Origin of the sequence: Gimesia chilikensis, assembly GCF_008329715.1 — a bacterium.
In the GTDB taxonomy this organism is placed as follows: domain Bacteria; phylum Planctomycetota; class Planctomycetia; order Planctomycetales; family Planctomycetaceae; genus Gimesia; species Gimesia chilikensis.
In genome coordinates, this window is record NZ_VTSR01000020.1 from 168,464 (window position 1) to 190,737 (window position 22,274).

At 53.5% G+C, this 22,274-nt stretch carries 19 protein-coding genes; 12 read left to right on the forward strand and 7 right to left on the reverse strand.

From position 1 onward, the window contains the following. Positions 1-4 precede the first annotated feature (4 nt). The 10 genes from FYZ48_RS22810 (at position 5) to FYZ48_RS22855 (ending at position 10,370) form a co-directional block, all read left to right on the forward strand. On the forward strand, positions 5-487 hold the full coding sequence (locus FYZ48_RS22810; RefSeq protein WP_149344660.1) for an ExbD/TolR family protein: 483 nt from the start codon (positions 5-7) through the stop codon (positions 485-487). A 14-nt stretch (positions 488-501) separates the two neighbouring features. After that, positions 502-1,275: a TatD family hydrolase gene (locus FYZ48_RS22815; protein WP_149344662.1), complete on the forward strand. Its 774-nt coding sequence runs from the start codon at positions 502-504 to the stop codon at positions 1,273-1,275. Positions 1,276-1,530: 255 nt separating this feature from the next. Then, entirely contained in the window at positions 1,531-1,929 is a 399-nt protein-coding gene (locus tag FYZ48_RS22820) for a hypothetical protein (protein WP_149344664.1), read from the forward strand. 66 nt (positions 1,930-1,995) lie between these two features. Then, on the forward strand, positions 1,996-3,822 hold the full coding sequence (locus FYZ48_RS22825; protein WP_149344666.1) for a glutamate mutase L: 1,827 nt from the start codon (positions 1,996-1,998) through the stop codon (positions 3,820-3,822). Between the two features lie 12 nt (positions 3,823-3,834). Continuing rightward, positions 3,835-4,968, forward strand: coding sequence for a hypothetical protein (locus FYZ48_RS22830; protein WP_149344668.1), 1,134 nt, complete (start codon positions 3,835-3,837; stop codon positions 4,966-4,968). Positions 4,969-4,971: 3 nt separating this feature from the next. Then, complete coding sequence (locus FYZ48_RS22835; protein WP_149344670.1) at positions 4,972-6,306, forward strand: DUF6754 domain-containing protein; 1,335 nt, start codon at positions 4,972-4,974, stop codon at positions 6,304-6,306. A gap of 2 nt (positions 6,307-6,308) precedes the next feature. Beyond that, the gene (locus FYZ48_RS22840) at positions 6,309-7,040 is read left to right on the forward strand and encodes a hypothetical protein (RefSeq protein WP_149344672.1); all 732 of its coding nucleotides are present in this window, start codon (positions 6,309-6,311) and stop codon (positions 7,038-7,040) included. Between the two features lie 3 nt (positions 7,041-7,043). Further along, positions 7,044-7,907 (forward strand): hypothetical protein, encoded by an 864-nt coding sequence (locus tag FYZ48_RS22845; RefSeq protein WP_149344675.1) that lies wholly within the window; start codon positions 7,044-7,046, stop codon positions 7,905-7,907. Continuing rightward, positions 7,904-8,806, forward strand: a complete 903-nt coding sequence (locus FYZ48_RS22850; protein WP_149344677.1) for a hypothetical protein — start codon at positions 7,904-7,906, stop codon at positions 8,804-8,806. Before FYZ48_RS22845 ends, FYZ48_RS22850 begins: the two co-directional genes overlap by 4 nt. Positions 8,807-9,014: 208 nt before the next feature. Continuing rightward, positions 9,015-10,370 (forward strand): MFS transporter, encoded by a 1,356-nt coding sequence (locus FYZ48_RS22855; RefSeq protein ID WP_149344679.1) that lies wholly within the window; start codon positions 9,015-9,017, stop codon positions 10,368-10,370. 8 nt (positions 10,371-10,378) lie between these two features. Here the strand turns inward: FYZ48_RS22855 and FYZ48_RS22860 are convergent, their stop codons facing one another. The 5 genes from FYZ48_RS22860 to FYZ48_RS22880 all read right to left on the reverse strand — a co-directional run bounded on the left by FYZ48_RS22860 (position 10,379) and on the right by FYZ48_RS22880 (position 16,054). Then, positions 10,379-11,230 carry an ion transporter gene (locus FYZ48_RS22860; RefSeq protein ID WP_149344681.1) on the reverse strand — a complete coding sequence of 284 codons (852 nt, stop codon included), beginning with the start codon at positions 11,228-11,230 and terminating at the stop codon, positions 10,379-10,381. 165 nt (positions 11,231-11,395) lie between these two features. Beyond that, the gene (locus tag FYZ48_RS22865) at positions 11,396-12,928 is read right to left on the reverse strand and encodes a hypothetical protein (protein ID WP_242022743.1); all 1,533 of its coding nucleotides are present in this window, start codon (positions 12,926-12,928) and stop codon (positions 11,396-11,398) included. Positions 12,929-13,000: 72 nt separating this feature from the next. Beyond that, on the reverse strand, positions 13,001-13,429 hold the full coding sequence (locus tag FYZ48_RS22870) for a GNAT family N-acetyltransferase (protein WP_198422261.1): 429 nt from the start codon (positions 13,427-13,429) through the stop codon (positions 13,001-13,003). Between the two features lie 123 nt (positions 13,430-13,552). Further along, complete coding sequence (locus FYZ48_RS22875) at positions 13,553-14,881, reverse strand: Gfo/Idh/MocA family protein (RefSeq protein ID WP_149344685.1); 1,329 nt, start codon at positions 14,879-14,881, stop codon at positions 13,553-13,555. Positions 14,882-15,019: 138 nt separating this feature from the next. Beyond that, positions 15,020-16,054, reverse strand: a complete 1,035-nt coding sequence (locus tag FYZ48_RS22880) for a formylglycine-generating enzyme family protein (protein ID WP_149344687.1) — start codon at positions 16,052-16,054, stop codon at positions 15,020-15,022. An 84-nt stretch (positions 16,055-16,138) separates the two neighbouring features. Here FYZ48_RS22880 and FYZ48_RS22885 point away from each other — a divergent pair, with 84 nt between their 5' ends. Together FYZ48_RS22885 and FYZ48_RS22890 are read left to right on the forward strand one after the other, a co-directional pair. Beyond that, entirely contained in the window at positions 16,139-17,170 is a 1,032-nt protein-coding gene (locus FYZ48_RS22885) for an FAD:protein FMN transferase (protein ID WP_149344689.1), read from the forward strand. 10 nt (positions 17,171-17,180) lie between these two features. Then, on the forward strand, positions 17,181-18,098 hold the full coding sequence (locus tag FYZ48_RS22890; RefSeq protein WP_149344692.1) for an aminotransferase class IV: 918 nt from the start codon (positions 17,181-17,183) through the stop codon (positions 18,096-18,098). Between the two features lie 22 nt (positions 18,099-18,120). On the opposite strand, the gene FYZ48_RS22895 is transcribed toward FYZ48_RS22890, so the two are convergent. After that, on the reverse strand, positions 18,121-19,569 hold the full coding sequence (locus tag FYZ48_RS22895; RefSeq protein WP_149344694.1) for a DUF1501 domain-containing protein: 1,449 nt from the start codon (positions 19,567-19,569) through the stop codon (positions 18,121-18,123). 5 nt (positions 19,570-19,574) lie between these two features. Further along, positions 19,575-22,052, reverse strand: coding sequence for a PSD1 and planctomycete cytochrome C domain-containing protein (locus tag FYZ48_RS22900; RefSeq protein ID WP_187782168.1), 2,478 nt, complete (start codon positions 22,050-22,052; stop codon positions 19,575-19,577). Positions 22,053-22,274: the final 222 nt, after the last annotated feature.

Consider the following 22,274-nt stretch of genomic DNA (forward strand, 5'->3'; position numbering starts at 1 on the left):
CATTATGAAAATTCCCTCACATCACCACAGTCGCTCTGATATCCAGGATCAGGCCACCATGACGCCGATGATCGACGTGGTGTTTCTGCTGCTGATCTTCTTTATCAGTGCCTCGGCCAACCAGATCCGGGAATTCCTGCTGCCCACCGAACTGGCCACGGGCAGTATTGAATCGACGGAAACGGTACCGCAGGAAAAACCACTGGGGGAAGTCTGGTTAAAACTCAAATACCGTGATGACCAGACCATTGTAGAATTAAATGATCGCGAGTATGCTCAGTTCGACCAGTTGAAACAGACTTTGACCGAACTGGCAGATCTGGCTCCTGAAATTCCGGTGATCCTCGATATCAACGAAGATGTCCCGCTGGGTGAAATGATTCGCACTTACGACACCTGCCTGGCAGCCGGTTTTCAGTCAATCAATTTTGCCACGGACGCCAGCAAAGTCGCTCCCCCGAAGAAACCGATTACCGCTCCCAACTGAATTCCGAACCAGCCATGATTCTGTTTGATACCCACGCCCACCTCGACGAGGAAGCCTTTCATCCTGACCGCAATGAAACTGTGGAACGTGCCCTTGAGGCTGGCGTCCAGACCATTCTCACCATCGGAACCACAGCCGACAGCAGTCAGCGGGCCGTCGATCTGGCAGCCACCTTTCCCCAGGTTTATGCGGTCGTAGGCATTCAACCCAATTATGTCGCCCAGATGAAACCGGGGGACTGGGAGCGAATCCTGACTCTCTCCACCGCAGACAAAGTGGTCGGCATCGGAGAAACCGGTCTGGACCGTTACTGGGACTACGCTCCGATCGACCTGCAGCAGGACTACTTCAGCAAACATATTCAGCTTTCCCGCGAATGTGATCTCCCCTTCGTGGTGCACTGCCGGGAAGCGGAAGCCGATGTCGTCGATCTGCTGCAACGCGAAGCAGCACAGGCCCCATTCAAAGGTCTGATGCACTCTTTCTGCGGGACACCGGAAACGGCGGCGGCCTGCCTGGAACTGGGAATGTACATCTCCTTTGCCGGGATGCTGACCTTCAAAAAAAACGACGAACTGCGCGAAACCGCACGGCTGATTCCCCTCGACCGCCTGCTCGTTGAAACCGATGCCCCCTATCTGGCACCGGTACCGCAGCGGGGCAAACGGAACGAACCCGCGTTCGTGAAACACACCTGTGCCTGCCTGGCAGAGCTTCACGATAAGACACCCGAGGAGATGGCTGAGATCACTACGAAGAATGCCAGAACACTCTTCCAGTTAAACTAGCGCTCGCAGCCCAGCGAATCTCATCTTCCGCTCTGAATCAGGATTCAGTCAGAATCCGTTTTTCTGACGAGAGAATATTTTCATTTGAGCTCCATCCTGCTATTGTTACACTTAGCTCAAACAGACAAATAACTTGCGTCAATCAATCACCACAACAGGTATCATAAGAACGCGTTCAAAGTCACGGCAGCAACGGACTGTTCTCCCCTGAGCATCTCCGCCCGTCGTTTCGCTGAACCCGGGATTCGGGCTAGGATGGTCATGATCAAACAGTGGCTCGCGAACGCCTTCGCGATCGAACGACCGGAAGATTTCGCTCCGACTGCTGAGCAGCAGAAAGTCGCTGATTACATCTGCCGCGAGATTGTCCGCAGGGACATGGTCACCCTCGCCATCCTCTCACTGGAAACCTGTCGCCCCCTGAATTACGTCGGCGCGCAGGCTCTGCACTTTTTCACTCCGTTTCTCTCCATCCTGATTGAGCCCCGCTCACAAAAACTCTTTGCAGAATTCCTGGAGAAACGCGGCTCGATTGAATGGATGTGCCAGCGTCTGGAAACCCTCAGCAAGGTTACAACCGAACCCCCAGCGGCTGCAACTTCACAGAAACCGCCCCCCGTCAGTACATCACAAAGTCCCGAAGACGGTTCCTGACCGAGACAAATCAGCGCGATCACAGCGTCCCCTGCTTTCCCGCTTACATGGATGGTGAGTCACAGAATGAACTCCGCAACAGAAAAAAAACTTGATCCTGATCAAATCAATGTGATTCTCGCCACAGACTGCGGCAGTACCACGACCAAAGCCATTCTGATCGAAAAAGTGAATGGCGAATATCGTCAGACCTATCGTGGTGAAGCGCCGACTACGGTCGAAGAGCCGGCCGCGGATGTAACCGTAGGAGTCGTCAATGCCGTAACCGAAGTCGGGGAACTCGCGGGACGCAAACTGATTGATGAAAACGGCGAAATCATTCGCCCTGCCCAGGGAGATGTCGGCTGCGACATCTATATCTCGACTTCCAGTGCGGGAGGTGGACTGCAGATGATGGTCGCCGGCGTTGTGCGGGAAATGTCGGCCGCCAGTGCCAAACGAGCCGCGTTGGGGGCAGGTGCCATCGTGATGGACACGATCTGTTCCAACGACAAACGGCTGCCTCACGAACAGATCCAGCGAATCCGGGAACTGCGTCCCGATATGATTCTGCTCGCAGGAGGGACCGATGGCGGAACTCAGAAACATGTGGTGCAGCTGGCAGAACTGATCGCCCCTGCCAAGCCGCAGCCCCGCTTTGGTGGCACCTATAAGATGCCCATCATCTACGCCGGCAACCAGGAAGCGACCGAACTGGTCGAAGAAGCCTTTGACGAAGACGTCAAGCTGACAACAGTCGCCAACGTGCGTCCGGTGCTGGAACAGGAAAATCTGGCCCCTGCCCGCGATGCGATTCACGATCTCTTCCTCGAACACGTGATGGCCCATGCCCCGGGCTACAACAAACTCATCTCCTGGGCCGATGCCCCCATCATGCCTACTCCCGGAGCTGTCGGAAATATCCTGCAAACCATCGCGGAACGCCAGGGAATCAATGCACTGGGAGTCGACATCGGCGGTGCCACGACCGATGTCTTCAGTGTCTTTGACGGCACTTTCAACCGTACCGTGAGTGCTAACCTGGGCATGAGCTATTCCATCTCCAACGTTTGTGCCTCCGCGACACTCCCCATGATTCTCCGCTGGGTGCATCTGAATATGGATCCCCGTGCCCTCCAGAATCACATCAAGAACAAAATGATTCGCCCCACGACCATTCCCCAGACCAGGGAAGCGCTGGTGTTCGAGCAGGCCGTGGCCCGGGAAGCACTCAGGCTGGCATACATCCAGCACAAGGAATTCGCTACGACACTCAAAGGGGTGCAGCAGCAGCGGACCGTAGGTGACACCTTCAGCCAGGAGACCAGCGGCCAGTCAATCGTCGACAATATGAAACTGAATCTGCTCGTGGGTTCCGGTGGCGTACTCTCACATGCCCCCAACATGCAACAGACGGCGGCCATGATGATTGATGCCTTTGAACCGGAAGGCATGACCGTACTGGCCAAGGACAGTATTTTCATGATGCCACACCTGGGTGTGCTGGCTCAGGTTCATCCGGCTGCGGCCCTGCAGGTCTTTGAACGAGACTGTCTGATTTATCTGGGAACCTGCATCGCTCCCCGCGGTTTTTACAAGGCTGGTAAAACCTGTTTCGCATACAAGATCACTGGCAAAACATTGAATGAATCGGGGGAGATGGTTTGCGGCGACATGCGGCTGTTCCCCCTGGGCGATGATGAATGGGCCACCGTGACGGTTGAACCCCGCCGTGGTTATGATTTTGGAGAAGGGTCCGGCAAACGCGTTGAATTCAAAGCACGGGGCGGAACCGTAGGCCTGATTCTGGATGCCCGCGGCAGACCGCTTATGGTCCCCGCAGATGAATCGCGACATCTGGCTGAACTTAACAGCTGGGTTGAAGAACTGAAACTTTACCCGGAAGTCACTTAGAGAACTCACACCATGACACAGGCTTATTCTCCAGGATTACAGGTACGCAGGCAAACGCTGCATTCCAGTCGACGGATTCTTCCGATCCCCGGCGATGTGCTCGTCAAGGTCGGCGAACAGGTTTCCGCACAGCAGATCGTCGCTCAGACCTTCATGCCCGGCGATGTCACTCCCATCAACGTTGCCAACCAGATCTCGGTCGCTCCCTCTGAAGTTCCCGGCTGCATGCTCTTCAAGGAAGGAGACGAAGTCCAGGTGGGTGACCTGCTGGCTCGCAGTAAGGGTATCTTTGGATTCTTCAAATCGGAAACGAAAGCCAAAACCGCAGGGACCATCGAATCGATTTCGCATGTCACCGGTCAGGTGATCCTCCGCGGCGCACCGCTGCCGATTCAAGTAAGAGCCTATCAGGCAGGCGTCGTCAAAGAGGTGATTCCCGAACAGGGCGTCGTCATTGAATCCGAAGTTACCTTTCTACAGGGAATCCTGGGAATCGGCGGAGAAGCTTACGGCACGATTCAGTTTGCCTGTCAGACCAAAGACCAGCCACTGACAGAAGAGCTGCTCGACGAATCCATCAAAGGTAAAGTGGTGATTGGCGGAGCCCGCATGACCGGCACCGCGGTCAAACGTGGCATCGAACTCGGGGCCGCCGCCATTGTTTCGGGTGGGATCGATGACGAAGACCTCAAAGAGATCCTGGGCTATGACCTGGGCGTCGCGGTCACCGGTTCTGAGCACCTTGGAACCACGTTGATCATTACCGAGGGATTCGGAGACATCGCGATGGCCGAGCGGACGTTTAACCTGCTCAAAGAGCGGGAGGGAGCGGAAGCCGCCGTAAATGGGACAACTCAGATTCGGGCAGGTGTGCTCCGGCCTGAAATTGTCATCCCCATGGATGAAAGTATGACCTCCGATTCTTCCGCGGAAGACGTTAAAGCCACTTCCGGTCTACTGGAAACCGGCGTTCCGGTCCGAATCATTCGCGACCCCTATTTTGGGCTGCTGGGAGAAGTCGGCGAGATGCCCACCGAGTTGAGAACGCTGGAATCAGGTTCCCAGTCCCGGGTACTCGAAGTCATTCTTGATTCGGGTGAGAAAGTGATTGTCCCGCGTGCCAATGTAGAACTCATCGAAGGATAAACCATGATCAGTTCATTTAATCATATGCTGAAACAGGCGCTGCTTCCGCTGCTGATGCTCTGCCTGCTGCTGTCACCGGTGCTGGGGGCCGAGGCTCCTGCTCCGCCTGCCAACTTCCTGGCCCAGGATGTCCCCGGAGATGCAGGGACCGCCATTGATTTGAGCTGGACTCTTTCTCCCGACGATGAAGAACAGACCAAACCGCGGAAAGTCCTGCGATATGTCATTTCGCGAAAGGTTTTCACCGGTGATGCCAAAACATTAACACCGGGAACAAAGCTCACGGTCGAAGTCGGCGGAAAAGAAATGACTGTCGAAGTCGTCAAGGATATGAACGAGTACCAGCTTGTTGGCGAGACCACCTATAGTGTCAATTCATTTCGGGATTCCAATTGTGAAACCGATGTCCCTTACCTGTATCAGATTCAAGCAATCGGACAGGAGGGATTGGCATCGACGCCGGTCGTCCTCGAGCAACCAGTGGTGGCGCAGCTGCAATGGTTCAATCTGCAGCGGGGCTGGTTTGCCATATTTGTGCTCCTGATCTGTGGGTCCGTCATCATGTTCATCGAAATGGCCCGCCGGGGAAAGAAACTCAAGGTCCGCAAAATCGCCGGTCTGGAAGCGATCACCGATGCTGTGGGTCGCGCGACCGAAATGGGACGCTCCTGTCTGTTCGTTCCCGGGATTCAGGACATTAACGATATCCAGACCGTCGCCGGCATCACCGTACTGGCCCAGGTCGCAGAAACAACCGCCGACTACCGGGCGACCCTGGAAGTTCCCACTTCACGCTCCCTGGTGATGACCACCGCCCGCGATACCGTGGAAGCCGCATACCTCGCCGCGGGTCGTCCCGATGAATACAACGAAGACGACATTTACTACATCACCGACGAGCAGTTTGGCTATGTCGCCAGCGTGACTGGCAAAATGGTTCGAGACAAACCGGCCGCCTGTTTCTATATGGGTGCGTTTTACGCCGAGTCCCTGATTCTGGCAGAAACCGGAAATTCGGTCGGCGCGATTCAGGTTGCCGGCACAGCCATGCCGACCCAGCTCCCCTTCTTCGTCGCAGCCTGCGACTTCACTTTGATCGGAGAAGAGTTCTTCGCGGCTTCCGCCTACCTGTCACGGGAACCTCAGCAGTTGGGGAGTCTCAAGGGACAGGACTTCGGCAAGCTGGTGGGAGGCATCGTGCTGGTCGTTGGCTGCGTGATTGCCACCCTTGCTGCCTTTGAAGCTAAATCAGCTCCTGCAGAACAGGGCGAACCGACTTCCCTGGAGTCAGCGCAGACCTACATCAAAGAGAACATCCTTGGTAAGGGAGGTTTTTAATAATGAAACGGACAATCCCCCTGTTGATCTCTGCGGTGACAGGCTTCGTGCTGATCGGCACAGCCTTCATCCCCAAATTCGTGGACTGGGGAAATACCGCGATGGCCTGGTTTAACATCCTGGCAGCCTTCGCGTTCATTCTCGGCGGCGGAAACCTGCTGAAGATGCAGTTACAGAAGATATCTGCGCAACAACCGGGCTGGGGTTATGCTGCAGTCACGCTGATTGCGTTTTTTATCACCCTGTTCGTCGGGTTATTCAAGGTCGGCGTGCATCCCAATATCAATGCCGCAGAGCTGCCCTGGTCGGGGGATTTCCTGGAAGAAGGCAGCGCCTTCTGGTGGCTGTTCGAATATATTTTCTATCCACTCTCAGCGACCATGTTCGCCCTGCTCGCCTTTTATATTTCATCCGCTGCATTTCGTGCCTTCCGGGCCAAAAACACGGAAGCGACGATTCTGCTGGTCATCGCCGTGATTGTCCTGCTGGGACGAACCTATGCCGGCGAATGGCTTACCGGCAGCTGGCTTCCCGAAGAACCCATCCTGGGCTTCAAGGAAGTCTACTACAGTGACTTTAGATTACCGCATCTTTCGCAAATCATTATGGACGTTTTCACCACTCCCGGCATGCGGGCCATCACGATTGGAATCGCATTGGGAGTGGCTTCGACCTCATTGAAAGTCCTGCTGGGCGTCGATCGTTCTTACCTCGGCTCAGATCAGGAGGCATAAGCCATGTTACAATTTCTACAAAACCTGGACCGCCGCTGGATCTTTCTGCTGATGCTGTTTGCGGTCGCGATTCCCCTCATTATGGGGACAACCTTTCCGGAAAAACCCTCTGACCAGGTGATGTCCGTCTTTCACGCGGTCGACGATCTGCCCGATGGTTCCAATATCTTCATTGCCCTCGATTACGATCCCGCCAGTGAAGGCGAACTTCAGCCGATGGCTTCTGCATTCACCCGACACTGTGCTTTGAAAAAACACAACATTTACTTCATGACACTCTGGCCACAAGGTGTCCCCATGATTCAGCGTTCGGTTGATATTCTGGAAAATGAATTTCCCGACACCTACAAAGGTAAATACGGCACCAAATACGTGAACCTTGGCTTTCGTACCGGGAATGAAGGGGTGATCAAACTGGTCGTAGAAGATTTGAAGAAAACGTATTCAACCGACATCAACAGCACCAGCCTCGATAATCTCCCACTCACGAAAAACCTGAAGAACATTCAGCAGGTCGATCTGCTGGTCAATGTGAGTGCCGGCTACCCGGGTTCCAAGGAATGGGTGCTCTATGGGTCTGCCCCTTTCGATATTCCCACCGTCGTTGGTTGCACCGGGGTTCAGGCTCCGATCATGCTGCCTTACATCCCCAAGCAGTTGATCGGCATGATCGCTGCGATCAAAGGGGCTGCGGAGTACGAACAGGCCATCATTAATGCCTACCCCCAACTGGAGAATAATCCGGCCGCGAAAGAAGGACTCAAACGCATGGGCCCTCAGCTGGTGGCCCATGTCCTCCTGATCGGATTGATTGTACTGGGAAATGTGATTTACTTCTGGGAACGTAAGCTGGGACTGTATCGATGAAACAATCTACACTCATCTGGACAATCTTGATGGTCGCTGGTGGCGGGTTCCTGCTCTTTCAGACGATCGACAAAAAAAGTGGCCGCGTCTATGTACGTGACGTTCCCGTGGAAGCGAAGTCCTCAGTTGAGGGAGCGGAACAGGCTGTAGAGTGGACCAAAGAGCAAGTCGTACCCGAAGCAGAAAAAGATCAACCGGGAGTGAGGCTGGGGCTCTCCCGCACAATTGGCCTCTGGGTGGCTGCGTTCTGTACGCTGGCGATCTTCTCGTTTCTCTATGGTGATAATCCGGTTTATAAATTCACGGAATCCGTGTTCGTGGGGGTCTCTGCAGGCTATGCGATGGTGGTCGCGTTCTGGTCGGAAATCATCCCCAATCTGTTCGGCAAGCTGTTCCCGGTAGAAGCGAAGGACATCTTCTTTCTCGACATTAAAGATAATGAGATGAATGCCAACCTCTGGTACCTGATTCCGCTGACCATGAGCGTCTTGCTACTGCTGCGCCTCTCCCCCAAAGGAAGCTGGCTCGCCCGCTGGCCACTGGCATTCTTCATCGGAGCCACAGCGGGGATTCGGCTCATCAGTTACCTGGAAGCAGACTTCGTCGGCCAGTTGCAGAATACGATCATGCCCTTCGTGGTCTTCGGCGCTGATGGCAGCTGGCAGATCGTGGAATCGCTTAAAAACACAATCATCATTGTAGGAGTGGTCTCCTGTATGGTTTACTTCTTCTTCTCCATTGAGCATGAAGGCTTCGTGAAGTACGTCTCCCGTCTTGGCGTCTGGTTTCTGATGGTTACCTTCGGTGCCAGCTTCGCTTACACCGTGATGGGACGCATCGCACTGCTCAGTGGCCGACTGGACTTCCTGTTCCACAACTGGCTGGGAATCGGTCTCTAAGTTTTGTATTGAATAGAAGATAAAACAGCCACGGTGTGTGACTGCTGATATTTTGATCGATAAAAAAACATGAAGAAGCCGTTTTTTTATCAAAAGCCGCGGCGACAGAGGTTACGTGTCCATTTCCTGATCTGCTATAGTGAAATTCCCACCGGTTGCCCGCCCCGGGTCGATACCTGAAACTATCCAGGGAAGAAACTGATTAGAAATGAATTCACAGTCCTCTTGTGCAGAAGTGGAACTGAAGGGTGGTCTCGAAGAGATCGCTCTCCCCACCTATAAATATTTTCCCGGCTGGTCCATGCTGGGAATCGCGGCACTGGCCCAGTTTCTGTCCGCACCTGGTCAGTCTTTCTCAGTCGCTGTCTTCAAAGATCCTATGCGGATGAGCCTCGGGCTTTCAGAAACCCAGTACTCACTCGCCTATGGATTCGCCACCATTGTCAGTGCCTGCCTGCTCCCCTTCATCGGTCGCATGCTGGATCACTGGGGCGCCCGCATCATCCTGCCGATCGTGGCGACCGGTCTGGCGATCTCCTGTTTCTTCATGTCACAAATCCATACCCTGGGCAGCCTGTATCTGGGATTCAGCCTTGTCCGCAGCCTGGGACAGGGTGCACTGACACTCATCTCGGTCTGGATGGTGGGAGAATGGTTCGAAAAGAAACGGGGACGCGCTACAGCCCTCGCCGGTTTCGGTAGTGCCTTTTCTGTGATGACAGTCCCCTTTATTAATAGCTGGTTGATCAGTGAGTATGGCTGGAAAACCGGCTGGATTTTCCATGCGGTTACCGTAGCGGTCTGTTTAATTCTGCCGGGTATTTTTATCGTCAGGAACCGGCCCGAGGATCTCGGCCTGCATCCGGATGGCATCGATCCCGAACAGGAACCTGAGCCCGAACCGGAAGAGAAACCGAAGCGTCCCCTGATCACAGCCACGATCGAATCCTGGACGGTCCGCCAGGTTCTCCGCGACCCGACCTTCTGGAAACTGCTTTCGGTGATCACCACTCATGCTCTGGTCGGTACCGGACTGGTCTTTCACCAGATCGCTTTGCTGGGCAGTCATGGAGTTCCCACAAACTGGGCAATCCGCATGATGGCCTTTCAGGCCGTGTGTGCCACCCTGCTGATGTTCCCGGCTGGCTGGTTGACCGACCGCTTCCCCAGCCGCTACATTCTCTGCTTCTCCATGCTCTGCATGGCACTGGCGAATCTCATCGTGTTGACCATGCCTACGATCTGGATGGTCGTTGTCTACACGTTCCTCCTGGGGATCACGGGGAGCATCTTTCGCAGCACAGCCACGGTCGTCTGGATCAACTATTATGGCCGTATGAATCAGGGCGCCGTACGCGGCGTGGCCTGGTCAATGATGATTCTTGCTTCCGCCCTGGGCCCCCTGCCGGTTGCCATGTCGATTGATTACTTCGGATCATATAACCCGGTGCTCTATCTGTTTATGGCGCTCCCGCTGATGGCAGCCCTGGCCGTCTGGTCGGCTCATCCTCCGACGCTGTTCAAGGACCAGGAGTCTGCCGCTGAACCGGAGGTCGCAAGTTAGCGAAGACTTCAGAGTTTAGATCCGCAATACTTACAGAAGGTCGCATCGGAATCATGTCCTTCCTTCATGCATTCCGGACAGACCTGCGTTGTAACCCAGTGTGAGGCCTTCTTTCCGCCGGGATGTGCCAGTTCCGCCGACACGATCCCCGTTGGAACGATGATCAGGCTGTACCCCAGAATCATAATAACCGCTGCCAGAAACTTTCCGAGCGGTGTCACCGGCGCGATATCACCATATCCGACGGTCGTCATGGTCACGATTGCCCAGTACATGCTCTGAGGAATCGAAGTAAAGCCACTGTCCTGATCCCCCTCGATCAGATACAGGGCGGTCCCTTCAATCACGACAGCAATCAAGACAGTTGCCAGGAAAACCGTGATCTTAGATCGACTGGCCCAGATCGCTCGCCGCAACTCCGAAGCTTCTGTCAACATGTGGGCCAGTTTGAAAATTCGAAACGCACGTAACAACCGCAGTGCGCGGATCACGCCCAGACTCTGCATTTCCAGCGGCGCGAAGAACATCAGGTAGGTTGGCAGAATCGAGAGCAGGTCGACAATGCCGTAAAAGCTGACGATGTACCGCAGAGGGTGCCGGGCACAGCTGATGCGGGCCGCATACTCGATTGTAAACAGAATCGTGAAAAACCACTCAGCGTAGCCGAATCCCTGATCATAGTGTACTTCCAGAGAAGGAACACTCTCGAGCATGATGACCAGCACGCTTAATAAAATGGCGACCAGTAACACGACATCAAACAGCTTCCCTGCAGGCGTGTCCGCTTCAAAAATGATCTCGTACCAGCGATCGCGCCAGTGTTCCGGTTTGGGTCGGGGAGCAGGTTGAGGCTCATTCATAAGAGGTGATGGTTCGTTTTAACGAGGGATATTCAAGATTACTTCAGCGGGCATCATGACTGAACTGCCTGCAGATTATGAGCGATCAGGTACTTGCAGGTCAACCTGTCTCCTGATCCCTGTCAGTGATCCTGAAGATGCATCATTTCGCAGTGATCGGGCAATCTACTTCTGAAACTGAAACGAGTACAAGTCCGCATCTTTCAATTTGAACCGCAGGCGAACCGACTTTCCGGCCAGCGCACTGAGGTCTGCCCCCTGTTTCCAGGTGACTTTGCGGTCCAGTGTATCGCCGAAGAGTTCGACGGAATCAGCCAGCGCAAAACCTTTAATCGGCTTTCCATCTGCAGTTTGCAGTTCCACCCACATGCTCCCGGCCGCCGAGGTCGCGAAGTTGACTGACAGTGCCTTTCCCGCAAACACAATGGGTTGTGTAATCAATTCCCCTCCCTTAAGAGAGGCGTGCACCGAAGTGAAGCCATCCATTCTTAAAGAATAACGCCTGAGGGCGCCCCCTTTTCCATGCCAGTAATCTTCAGCGGCATAGAGTGACAGTTCATTCGGAGCACCGGGCAGATCGGAAGCAGTTTCGACCAGATGTTCTGCGATAAACTGATGCCCGTACTGCCAGGTTCCCGTCCGCTCAATGCCCGGTCGCAGAAAGGCTTCGTTCCAGCGTTTAAAATGGACACCATCCCGACTGGCCATCAGCAGCCCTTCACTGATCGCGGTGCCATAGCGTTCTACCGAAGAAGCTCTCAATTGACGACGCTCCGGGTCGGGCAGCGCTCGCATCGATTCGGACCAGCCACGCTCAACGTAGCGTGCAGGAAAACCAATACGAATATGTGGGGCCCGCAGGTAAGGCTTCACCTGGTTTGTATACAGTTCTTCCTCTGGTGAATCAGCGTAGACCAGATCAATGCCTTCACTCCAGTTGAGAAAATCATCCGAAGTCGCCGTCTGAATCGCACGGATCCCTTCTGGCTTCCAGGTCTTGGAGTTGGTGACTCCCCCTGTAAAAACACGAAAGTATGTGCGATACGTTTTATGATCCTCATCCCAGAAAGCCAAATTCTGAGAGTCGAAGGCCCCTTTTGTAATCACAGGTTTCTCCTGCATTCGCTTCCAATGAATCCCGTCTGCTGACTGGAAGGCATGCAGCCCTCCTTCATTCTGCAATCCCGCCAGTGCTTTGAAGCGTCCCTCAGGTTTGCATTCCGGGTTTTCATCTTTGAATGGAGCAAAGTTATGTGTTCCCAGGCCTTCCAGAATAATGTTGTTCTGCCTTGAACCCTGAAATTCGACAATCCCCAGTTTCGGACGCGTCCAGTGAATTCCATCTTTACTTTCAGCATAACAGTAATACGGTTTATGACTGCCCGTGCTGATGCGTCCCTGGGACACCTCGATGTGAGTACCGCGGTAATAAAGTCGATAGAGGTCTCCATCCTGAATGATCGTATGATAGCCGGAACTGCTTCCCTCCCAGGGCTGATCGAATCGAAAGACCACTTCGCGGGGTACCGGATGTTGTAATCGAATCTCGGCTTCCCCAGAGAGACGATCGACCAGTGCGTCATCGACAAACAGTTCCCGTCGTGTCCCGATCGACAGCGGTTCTGTTGCGGGCAGCAAGTCAATCCACAACACAGACAGTAAACAGATCAACGCAAAACGGATGACGCATGCAGACATAGTGTAGGCTCCTGGTTGAGTATGAGGGAGCTTTCACAATACCAGAAGCGGATGTGGAATGCATCAGAAACTTCAGATTGTCTGATCCGGCAGTTTCAGGTGCAGCAGAGGATACGGCTTTCCAAAGCCATCCACATGCGAGCGATGGGCGACCTCAAAACCGAGATGCAGATAGAACTCAACGGCTGCAGGATTCTGCTCGTTCACATCGACGAGACAGACAGCCTGTTCTCGGATGGCATGCTCTACCAGCAAACGCCCCAGCCCTTTGCCACACCAGTCCGGATGGACAAACAGCGCTTCCAGTTTGGGAGAATCGACTCCCGAAAATGCAATTACTTCTCCCTCAGAATCGCGCACACCAAACAGCGGCATTCCCTCAAAGCAGGCCTGCCTGACCAACGGCTTGAGAGTCTCGATTTCGTCTTCAGAGAGAAAATGGTGAGTCGCACGAACCGCGGCTTCCCAGACAAACAGCACCCGGTCATGATCAGCGGGCATTAGTGGGGAGACTTGAAACGGTGGAGACATGGTCGAATTAAAACAGGCTCAGAGTGTTGTAGATGAAAAAAAGCCGATCCGCTTCAAGGAAGCGAATCGGCCGATCAGTTTTAATATCAGAGTTTAGAGTACTTTGGTGATACCGGGCATCGGAATCGGGTAGTACCCGTTCTCATCGGGAACCGTTACCGGTTGGCCTTCCCAGGAGAACTCTTTGGGCATCAGGCTGACATTAGATGCCATTGCTTCATCCCAGGTAACAGGTTTACCGCTGTAGGTCGCCAGACGTCCCAGAATCGAAGTCATGGTGGACTTGGCACCGTATTCGGCTTCGTTGTAGGGAGTTCCCTGACGGATGGCAGCGAAGAGGTCATCGTGTTCAACCTGGTAGGGGTTGGTTTTCTTACCACGGTAGCGCCACTTGTAGCCGCCTGTGGTTTCGTATTTTGCACCGCTGATATCGCAGAAACCTTTGGTTCCCTGAGCATGCTCAGTCACGCTGTTCCAGCAGTTGCGGATATGACGGCACTGGCTGTACAACCGGGTTCCGTCTTCGTAAACGAACTCAACAGCGAAGTGGTCATAGATTTCACCGTACTTTTTGTCGGTACGAACCTGACGACCGCCCATCCCGTAAGCCTGAACCGGGAAAGCATCTTTCACCCAGTTACAGACGTCGATGTTGTGGATGTGCTGCTCGTTGATATGGTCACCACAGAGCCAGTTGTAGTAGTACCAGTTACGCATCTGGTAGTCCATTTCGCTCTTGGCTTCTTCACGAGCCAGACGCGGCTCCCAGACCCCGCCACTGTTCCAGTAGCAACGCATGGAAGTAATATCGCCGATCGCACCATCTTTCAGACGATTGATGGTTTCAATGTAATTTGCCTGGTGGTGACGCTGCAGACCAACGCCGACAGCCAGTTTCTTTTCCTTGGCTTTCTCGGCTGCTTCGAGCACCTTGCGAACGCCGGGAACATCGGTGGCAACCGGTTTTTCCATGAAGACGTGCTTGCCTTTTTCGACAGCTGCTTCGAAGTGAATCGGACGGAATCCCGGAGGAGTTGCCAGAATCACAACATCAACGCCACTGTCGAGCAGTTTCTGATAGGCGTCAAATCCGACGAACTTTTTCTCTTCGGCCACGTCGACCTTTTCAGGTTCACCTGAGAACTGCTTCTGCAGGTTGCTGAGGCTCTTGTCCATCCGATCACGGTAGGCATCAGCCATGGCTTCGAGTTTGATGTTACCTTTGGTCGACAAAGCCTGAGATGCAGCCCCTGTTCCACGACCACCACAACCGACCAGACCGACTTTGATTTTATCGTCGCCATTGGCGTAAACATGAGCCGACGATCCCAGAGTAGACAGGATGCTGGTTCCCACAGCGGTGGCTGTGGTTACCTTCAGGAAGTCACGTCGGGAAGAAGATTGATTATTAGATTGAGTCATCAGAGGCCTTTCCTAATCTGCAGGACGATTTGGTCAGTGGTACGTTTCTAAGATACATATGCCTTTCGCCGGACTTTATGTTTGCAGGAATCCGACGAAGGCATCTGTTTTCAATAAACTATCAACAGCTGGCGGGATTTAGCGCCCTTCATCGGCCGGAATGACCGGATCCAGGTTGTATTTCTTGCGTTCTTCAGCCGTAGGCACTTTGAGAGGCCGTACGACACGGAAGCCCACAAAGATGGCATCGGTGTGGTACCAGATACTCTGTGGAATCTGGGGATCCTGAATTTTCCAGTCGGCACTGGAGGCGATCCGGTTCGCACTTCGCAGTGCTTCGGGATCATCATCCCAGGAACCGCCACGCACAACACGCGGATAAAGTTTTTCGGGGGTCGTAGGACTGACGGGGAACTCCACGGTTCCTTTGCCACTCCACTTTTTGTAGGCATCAGGAATGTACTGATCGAGGACCCACTCTGAAACGTTACCGTGCATATCGTACAGACCGAAGGGGTTCGGTTTTTTCTGTCCGACCTTCTGGTAGGTATCGTTACAGTTTGCGTAGTGCCAGGCGTAATCATCCATTTTAGCAGGGTTGTCACCGAATGAGTAAGCCGTCGTGGTACCGGCACGGCACGCGTATTCCCACTCCGCTTCAGTAGGCAGACGATAGTAGTGACCGGTTTTTTCACTCAGCCATTTGCAGTAGGTTTTTGCTGCCAGCTGGGTCATACAGATCGCCGGGTACCCATCGTGCCCCATGTCGAAGGTCATGTCGGTATAAGGCTTGGTCGGACGGGTTACAGCATCTGCTGCTTTTTCTTTGTCATCCGATTTGAGACGCATCAGCTTACGGCGCTGAATATCCAGATTGAAGCTCCAGATATCATATTCGTTCCAGGTCACTTCATGTTTGCCCATCCAGAAAGGCTCAATTTTGACTTTGACCTGAGGACCTTCATCTTCTTCCCGGTTCTTTTCATCGGCAGGGCTGCCCATAACGAATTCACCACCGGGGATCGGCACCATATCAAAACTGACATCGGTGTTGGTAATTTTCTGCGTGTAAGGTTTCATCTCTTTTTCTGTTTTTGCTTCCGAGGGATCGGCAGCGAACGCCACTGAAGACGAGCAACAGAGAATGGCGAGTAATGCAGTTTTGGCTTGCATTATGAGACTGGAACGACATACGCTAAGCATATTAGTTTACTCCGTAACTTTAAGCGGAAATCAGACTTTAGATCTGGATGGAAGATGTCTTACCTATATCACACATGCCTGTTGCTCTCCACATTGTCAGGCAATCAACAGTGCACGGAAAGCGAAATTCTGCATCGGTATGAATTTCAGGAAGTACATATGGGAGTGCAGTGGAGAATCGTATTATATGCAACGGACAAACCAATCGCAAACAATGCCTCTCAAATTGCTTTTCGTCGTGTAAAGGAACTTAACAAAGTCCTCAGCGATTACGATCCCAACAGCGAGTTAAACCTGTTGTGTCAGTTATCCGGGCCGGGAAAGCCAGTCAAAGTCAGTTCTGACCTGTTCCAGGTACTGAAAAGAAGTCAAGCACTTTCCCGTGAGACCGCTGGCGCGTTCGACGTCACCATCAGTCCCGTAGTCCGCCTCTGGCGCAGAGCGCGTCGACGTAAAGAGTTGCCTGACAGTGAACGACTGCAGGCCGCCCGGGATCTGGTCGGTTATGAATTGATGCGACTATCTGAACAGAACCAGACCGTTGAACTCCTCAAGCCGGGCATGCGATTAGATCTCGGGGGAATCGCCAAGGGCTATGCGGCAGACGTCGCGATTCGGGTTTTGAAAGAACACGGAATTGATCGGGTGATGATTGACGCCAGCGGCGATCTGTCACTAGGGGCTCCCCCTCCTGGGAGTTGTGGCTGGAAAATCGGCATCTCTTCGACGGATGCCCCGGAAGCCAAAATTGATCGTTACCTCATGTTGAGAGACTGCGCAGTCGCCACTTCGGGTGATGCGTTTCAGCATGTGGTCATCGATGGCACTCGCTATTCGCATATCGTGAATCCCCATACCGGACTCGGTCTGACCGATCATAGTCGCGTGACTGTGATCGCCCCTGATGGAATCACAGCCGACAGCCTGGCTTCCGCGATCAGCGTTTTGGGACCGGAAAAAGGAATCGCGCTGTTAAGTCAGAAACCGGGCACGGCCTGCCTGATTCTGAGACATGAACAGGATCAGTTAAAGTCATACGAATCTCCCTGTTTCTCCTGCTTTGAAGCATCCCAGACCGAACCCTGAAAGGACATCCATGACACAGAACCTGGTTTACCTGAATGGAGAATATGTTCCCGCGGATCAAGCCAAAATCTCCATCTTTGATGGTGCGATCAGCCTGGGAATGACAGTCACGGAATCGACGCGCACGTTCGGTCATCAGCCGTATCGTCTGCGGGATCATATCGACCGTTTGTACCTCAGTCTCAAGGCAGCGAGGTTCGATGCCGGCATGACACCAGACGAACTCGAAAAATTAACACTCGAAGTCTGGGAAAAGAATAAACCCAATTATGCAGCGGGAACTGATGCCTGGATCATCCATAATATCACACCGGGACAATGGGTGCCCTCCAGCGGTCAGAAGCCCGCTGATTCCTCATCAACGGTAATGATCATCACCCTGCCCCTCGACCTGAGTTACTGGGCCGACTTCTACCAGACAGGCTGCCATGCAGTAACCCCTTTCACCCGCATTCAACCCGCGCAGTCTTTAGATGCCCGCATAAAGAACCGCAGCCGCTTCATCTACACACTGGCTGAATCTGAAGTGAAACTGGTCGATCCTAAAGCACAAAGTCTGCTGCTCGACACCGACGGTTATCTTTCCGAAAACAAAGGGGGGAACTTCTTCCTGGTTTCGAATAATCGCATTCGAACACCCAGTACGATCAACTGTCTGGACGGCATCAGCCGACAGTCCATCTTTACCCTGGGAGAAAAACTGAATATCCCGGTCGAAGAATGTCAGCTGCTGCCTTATGATGTCACGACCGCGGATGAAGCATTTTTCACCAGCACCCCCTATTGCATTATGCCGGCAACCAGATTTAACGGGCTTGAAATTGGTAACGGAAAAGTGGGGCCGATCACAAAACAGTTGATTGCAGCCTGGAGCGATCTGGTGGGCGTCGACATTATTGAGCAGGCTCAGGCCTCCAAAGTCTCTTGAACTGGCAGCAGTCGACTGTCACTCAAGCCAGCAACATCTCAAGAACTTCGCCTTCCACTCCGGTGAGTCGGTAATCCAGCCCCTTGTGTTTGACGATCAGCTTTGTGTGGTCGAAGCCCAGCTGATGGAGAATCGTCGCATGCAGATTATGCAGGTGCACAGGCTGCTCAACCGGATGGAAGCCGAGTTCGTCTGTTTTCCCGATGACCGTTCCAGCCTTCACGCCGCCCCCTGCCATGAGCATCGTAAAGCTGAAGGGATGGTGATCCCGTCCTTCCCGCCCCGGCGATGAACCTCGACGGACTTCGGTCATCGGCGTCCTGCCAAATTCCGCTCCCCAGATCACCAGTGTGTCATCCAGCAGGCCCCGCTGCTTGAGGTCTTTGATCAGAGCCGCACAGGGCTGATCAGTCATCTCGCAGTTCGTCTTCAGATTCTTATCCAGATTGGAATGATCGTCCCAGGTCGAATGATACAGCTGCACAAAGCGGACGCCACGTTCAACCATTCGGCGGGCCAGCAGTGCATTGCTGCCAAACCAGTTGGTCGTTTCGTTTTCAATGCCGTACATATCCAGCGTCGCTTTGGACTCATCACTGAAATCCAGCAGATCCGGTGCAGCCGTCTGCATGCGATACGCCAGTTCGTACGCAGCAATCCGCGATGCAATTTCCGGATCCCCGACCTGATCGAACCGTTGTGCGTTCAGATCCCGAATCGCGTTGATTCGAGCCTGCTGCATGGCCGGTGAAACCCCTTCCGGATTGGAGAGATACAAAATGGCCTCGCCTCGACTGCGGAAGGTCACGCCCCGGTAAGTGGAAGGTAGAATCCCATTGGTCCACAACGAAGAACCGCCGTCTACACCCTTACCCGAATTCGAGAGCAGCACAACATAGCCGGGCAGGTTTTCCGATTCACTCCCCAGCCCATAGGTCACCCAGGAGCCCATACTGGGACGGTCGAACATGGTCGAACCGCTGTTCATCAGCATCTGGGCGGGGTGGTGGTTGCTCACGTCAGTTTGGACAGTCCGAATCATGCACAGATCATCGGCGCATGTTCCCAGGTGTGGCAGGTTATCTGAAAAATCGAGTCCGGCTGCCCCATACTTTTTGAATTTCCGAGGTGACGCCATCACCTGGGCCGTTGTTTTGATCAGAGCATCCTGAATTCCTTTCAGAAAGGACTCAGGCACCGGCTGACCGTGCAGTTTCTGCAACTGTGGTTTCGGATCGAAGAGATCCAGCTGGCTGGGACCGCCTGACATGAAAATGAAAATCACGTTTTTAGCACGAGGCTTGAAATGCGGTTTCTTCACATCGAGGGGATTCACCGCATTCAGCGCAGCGGATTCTGCCAGACCATCGCGGGCCAGCAGGCTGTTGAGCGCCATTCCCCCCAGGCCACAAGCCGTGGACTGCAGAAAGTGTCGTCGTTTCAAATTAAGCCAGGGATCAGGTGAGAGCATTGCTTTCAGTCCCGTGTTATGAATTCATGCAGGTTGAGTAAGACACTCGCCACAAGCGTCCAGGCCACGTCCTGTTTTTCAGCAGGCGTTCTGTCAGCTGGCTGTTGAGCAATCTGCTTCCAATAAAGCTCCTTCAAGCGTTCCCGTTCCCTTTCCAGCGGTTCTCGTGCCAGGCAGAGACGGAACGCATAGTTCATCTGTTGATCGAGGTCCCCCGAACTCTCCCGGGTAACACGTCGTCCCAGATGTTGGGCTGCTTCGTAAAAGACAGGATCGTTCAACAGAGTTAAAGCCTGCAGCGGTGTATTAGACCGATCGCGTCTGGTGCAGGTCTGACTCGGATTGGGAGCATCAAAGATCACTGATTGAGCATAAGGTGAGGTCCTGAGAATCAACGTATAGAGCCCCCTGCGATAGCGATCGTTCCCCGTACTGACATCCCATGTATTAGAACCAAAGGCTTCCATTACGACGCTGTCAGGCTGGGGAGGCCGCACACAGGGTCCCCCCAGCTCTCGAGTCAGCAAACCACTGACCGCGAGTGCCTGATCGCGCACTAGTTCGGCAGAGAGCCTCAGATTCGCCTGATGGCTCAGAAGTCGATTCGCGGGATCTTTTTCCTGCATGTCCGGTCGTGTCTTTGATGACTGTCTATACGTCGCAGAAGTCACGATCAGGCGATGCAGTGCTTTGACGTCCCAGCCACTCTCCTGGAATCGCCGTGCCAGCCGGTCCAGCAGTTGCGGATGCGAAGGACGATCCCCCTGGGTACCGAAGTCATCCGACGATATCACAATTCCTTGACCGAAATATTCCTGCCAGACACGATTCACAGTCACCCGGGCTGTGAGCGGATTTGAGTCCGAAACCAGCCAACGTGCCAGATCAAGTCGATCCGGATTCCCTGAAGGTTGGAGAGTCGGTAAGGAACGGGGGGTCCCTGGTGCCACAGGGATTCCGGGAGAAAGATGGGAACCGCGTAGATGCACAAACGCCTGATTCGGCGTCTGCATTTCATGCATCGCGGGAGCACGCGAAACCGCCGGAAACTCGTTTCGTAAAGCAGTCAGGTTCCGAGCAAGTTCTCCCAGTTTGAGTTCTTTAAAACGGGCACTGTCTACCAGATGTCCACGGGCCAGAAAGTAATCCAGCAGATCGTCACGCTGCCTCTGTGAACGCTCTGAGGGATCCAGCTTGAGGATCTCCAGCCCTTCCTGTTGCCCCTCCCCGGATTTGACGCCCCACACCAGACCCATTACCTCCCAGGCCCGGGCCCAGTGGTGATCTTCGGCAGGGTGCTCAGAGGCATGCAGCATTTTCTGCTCCCACTCTCGCTGCAGTTGTTCCAGCGGTTCGCGGATGGGATCGATGAGTGCCTGTCGTTTCTGTTGATAAAGCGTCTGTTGCGCGACCAGATCCTGGTCCTGTTTCAAGGGAGCATCAATGTTGACTTCATAGGCTGAATTAAAAAAGGCGTAGAGCTGATAAAACTCTTTCTGGCTGATGGGATCATACTTGTGGTTATGGCAGCGGCAGCAGTCCAGCGTGAGCCCGAGCCAGATCGTTCCCACCAGTTTAGTACGATCGACTACTTTATTGACCCGAAATTCTTCCAGGTCGGCGCCTCCCTCACGGTTACTTAAGGTCTGGCGCAGGAAACCAGTACCGGCGTGTGCTTCAGTTGAACTTTCAGGCAACAGATCGCCGGCAATCTGCTCAATCGTAAACTGATCGAAAGGTTTGTTCTGGTTGAGTGATTGGACTACCCAGTCGCGAAACCGCCAGGCATGCGGTCGGACGGCATCGGTCAGATATCCATCACTGTCAGCGTAATGACACAAGTCGAGCCAGGGCCGAGCCCATTTCTCACCGAAATGCGGTGACTGCAGGAGACGATCTACAAGTCGCTCATAAGCATCTGGCCGCTCATCCTTCAAAAATGCGGTTACTTCTTCTGGCGAGGGAGGCAGTCCGGTCAGGTCCAAAGTGACACGACGAATGAGCGTTGTTTTGTCTGCTTCAGCTGAGGGAGTGAACTGTTCTTTTTCCAGGCGATGCAGGATGAAATAATCGATTTCATTTCGACACCAGTCACTCTTTCTGACAGGTGGCAGTTCTGGATTAGAAATAGGCTGAAAAGCCCAATGTGACTTCTGGTGGTTTGGTTCTGATTCATTGTCTAAGACAAGTTTTTCAGTCCAGGGTACTCCCTGTTGAATCCACTCCCGAATCAGAGCAATCTCACGTGCCGATAACCGATCTCCTTCGGGAGGCATGACTATCTTGTCCGGATGAGTCCCGGAGATCATCTGAAACAACAGACTGCGGGTCGGCTGCTGGGGAATAACGGCTTTCCCATAATTTCCGCCAGCCAGAGTGGTCTGCCTGGTTGAGAGGGAAAAGCTGCTTTCGGGTTCTTCTCCCGAATGACATTCCAGACAATGAGTTTTGAATATTGGCCGAATGTCCTTCTCAAATGACATCTGAGTTTCCGCGTACAGAGCTTCTGTCCACAGGTTGCTGTAAAAGTAGAAGAATGTCAAAAGAACGATCCAGTTCACTCGATTCGACCGGATCGGAAATCTCTCACTCATTAAAACTCCTCTCAATAGATTTGAGGAAGGATATTTTGAGTTATTCCAGATTTAACACCACGAGCCAATTACACATCCGATAATTCGAGAACTCAATGTAAGGCTAGATTT

Bases quoted from the DNA above. Each gene is read 5' to 3' on its own strand.
- FYZ48_RS22895 (WP_149344694.1), bottom strand. From the start codon at position 19,569: ATGCTCTCACCTGATCCCTGGCTTAATTTGAAACGACGACACTTTCTG.
- FYZ48_RS22880 (WP_149344687.1), bottom strand. From the start codon at position 16,054: ATGCAAGCCAAAACTGCATTACTCGCCATTCTCTGTTGCTCGTCTTCA.
- FYZ48_RS22815 (WP_149344662.1), top strand. From the start codon at position 502: ATGATTCTGTTTGATACCCACGCCCACCTCGACGAGGAAGCCTTTCAT.
- FYZ48_RS22845 (WP_149344675.1), top strand. From the start codon at position 7,044: ATGTTACAATTTCTACAAAACCTGGACCGCCGCTGGATCTTTCTGCTG.
- FYZ48_RS22875 (WP_149344685.1), bottom strand. From the start codon at position 14,881: ATGACTCAATCTAATAATCAATCTTCTTCCCGACGTGACTTCCTGAAG.
- FYZ48_RS22840 (WP_149344672.1), top strand. From the start codon at position 6,309: ATGAAACGGACAATCCCCCTGTTGATCTCTGCGGTGACAGGCTTCGTG.
- FYZ48_RS22870 (WP_198422261.1), bottom strand. From the start codon at position 13,429: ATGCCCGCTGATCATGACCGGGTGCTGTTTGTCTGGGAAGCCGCGGTT.
- FYZ48_RS22850 (WP_149344677.1), top strand. From the start codon at position 7,904: ATGAAACAATCTACACTCATCTGGACAATCTTGATGGTCGCTGGTGGC.
- FYZ48_RS22855 (WP_149344679.1), top strand. From the start codon at position 9,015: ATGAATTCACAGTCCTCTTGTGCAGAAGTGGAACTGAAGGGTGGTCTC.
- FYZ48_RS22900 (WP_187782168.1), bottom strand. From the start codon at position 22,052: ATGTCATTTGAGAAGGACATTCGGCCAATATTCAAAACTCATTGTCTG.
- FYZ48_RS22865 (WP_242022743.1), bottom strand. From the start codon at position 12,928: ATGTCTGCATGCGTCATCCGTTTTGCGTTGATCTGTTTACTGTCTGTG.
- FYZ48_RS22820 (WP_149344664.1), top strand. From the start codon at position 1,531: ATGGTCATGATCAAACAGTGGCTCGCGAACGCCTTCGCGATCGAACGA.
- FYZ48_RS22810 (WP_149344660.1), top strand. From the start codon at position 5: ATGAAAATTCCCTCACATCACCACAGTCGCTCTGATATCCAGGATCAG.
- FYZ48_RS22890 (WP_149344692.1), top strand. From the start codon at position 17,181: ATGACACAGAACCTGGTTTACCTGAATGGAGAATATGTTCCCGCGGAT.
- FYZ48_RS22835 (WP_149344670.1), top strand. From the start codon at position 4,972: ATGATCAGTTCATTTAATCATATGCTGAAACAGGCGCTGCTTCCGCTG.
- FYZ48_RS22885 (WP_149344689.1), top strand. From the start codon at position 16,139: ATGTCTTACCTATATCACACATGCCTGTTGCTCTCCACATTGTCAGGC.
- FYZ48_RS22825 (WP_149344666.1), top strand. From the start codon at position 1,996: ATGAACTCCGCAACAGAAAAAAAACTTGATCCTGATCAAATCAATGTG.
- FYZ48_RS22830 (WP_149344668.1), top strand. From the start codon at position 3,835: ATGACACAGGCTTATTCTCCAGGATTACAGGTACGCAGGCAAACGCTG.
- FYZ48_RS22860 (WP_149344681.1), bottom strand. From the start codon at position 11,230: ATGAATGAGCCTCAACCTGCTCCCCGACCCAAACCGGAACACTGGCGC.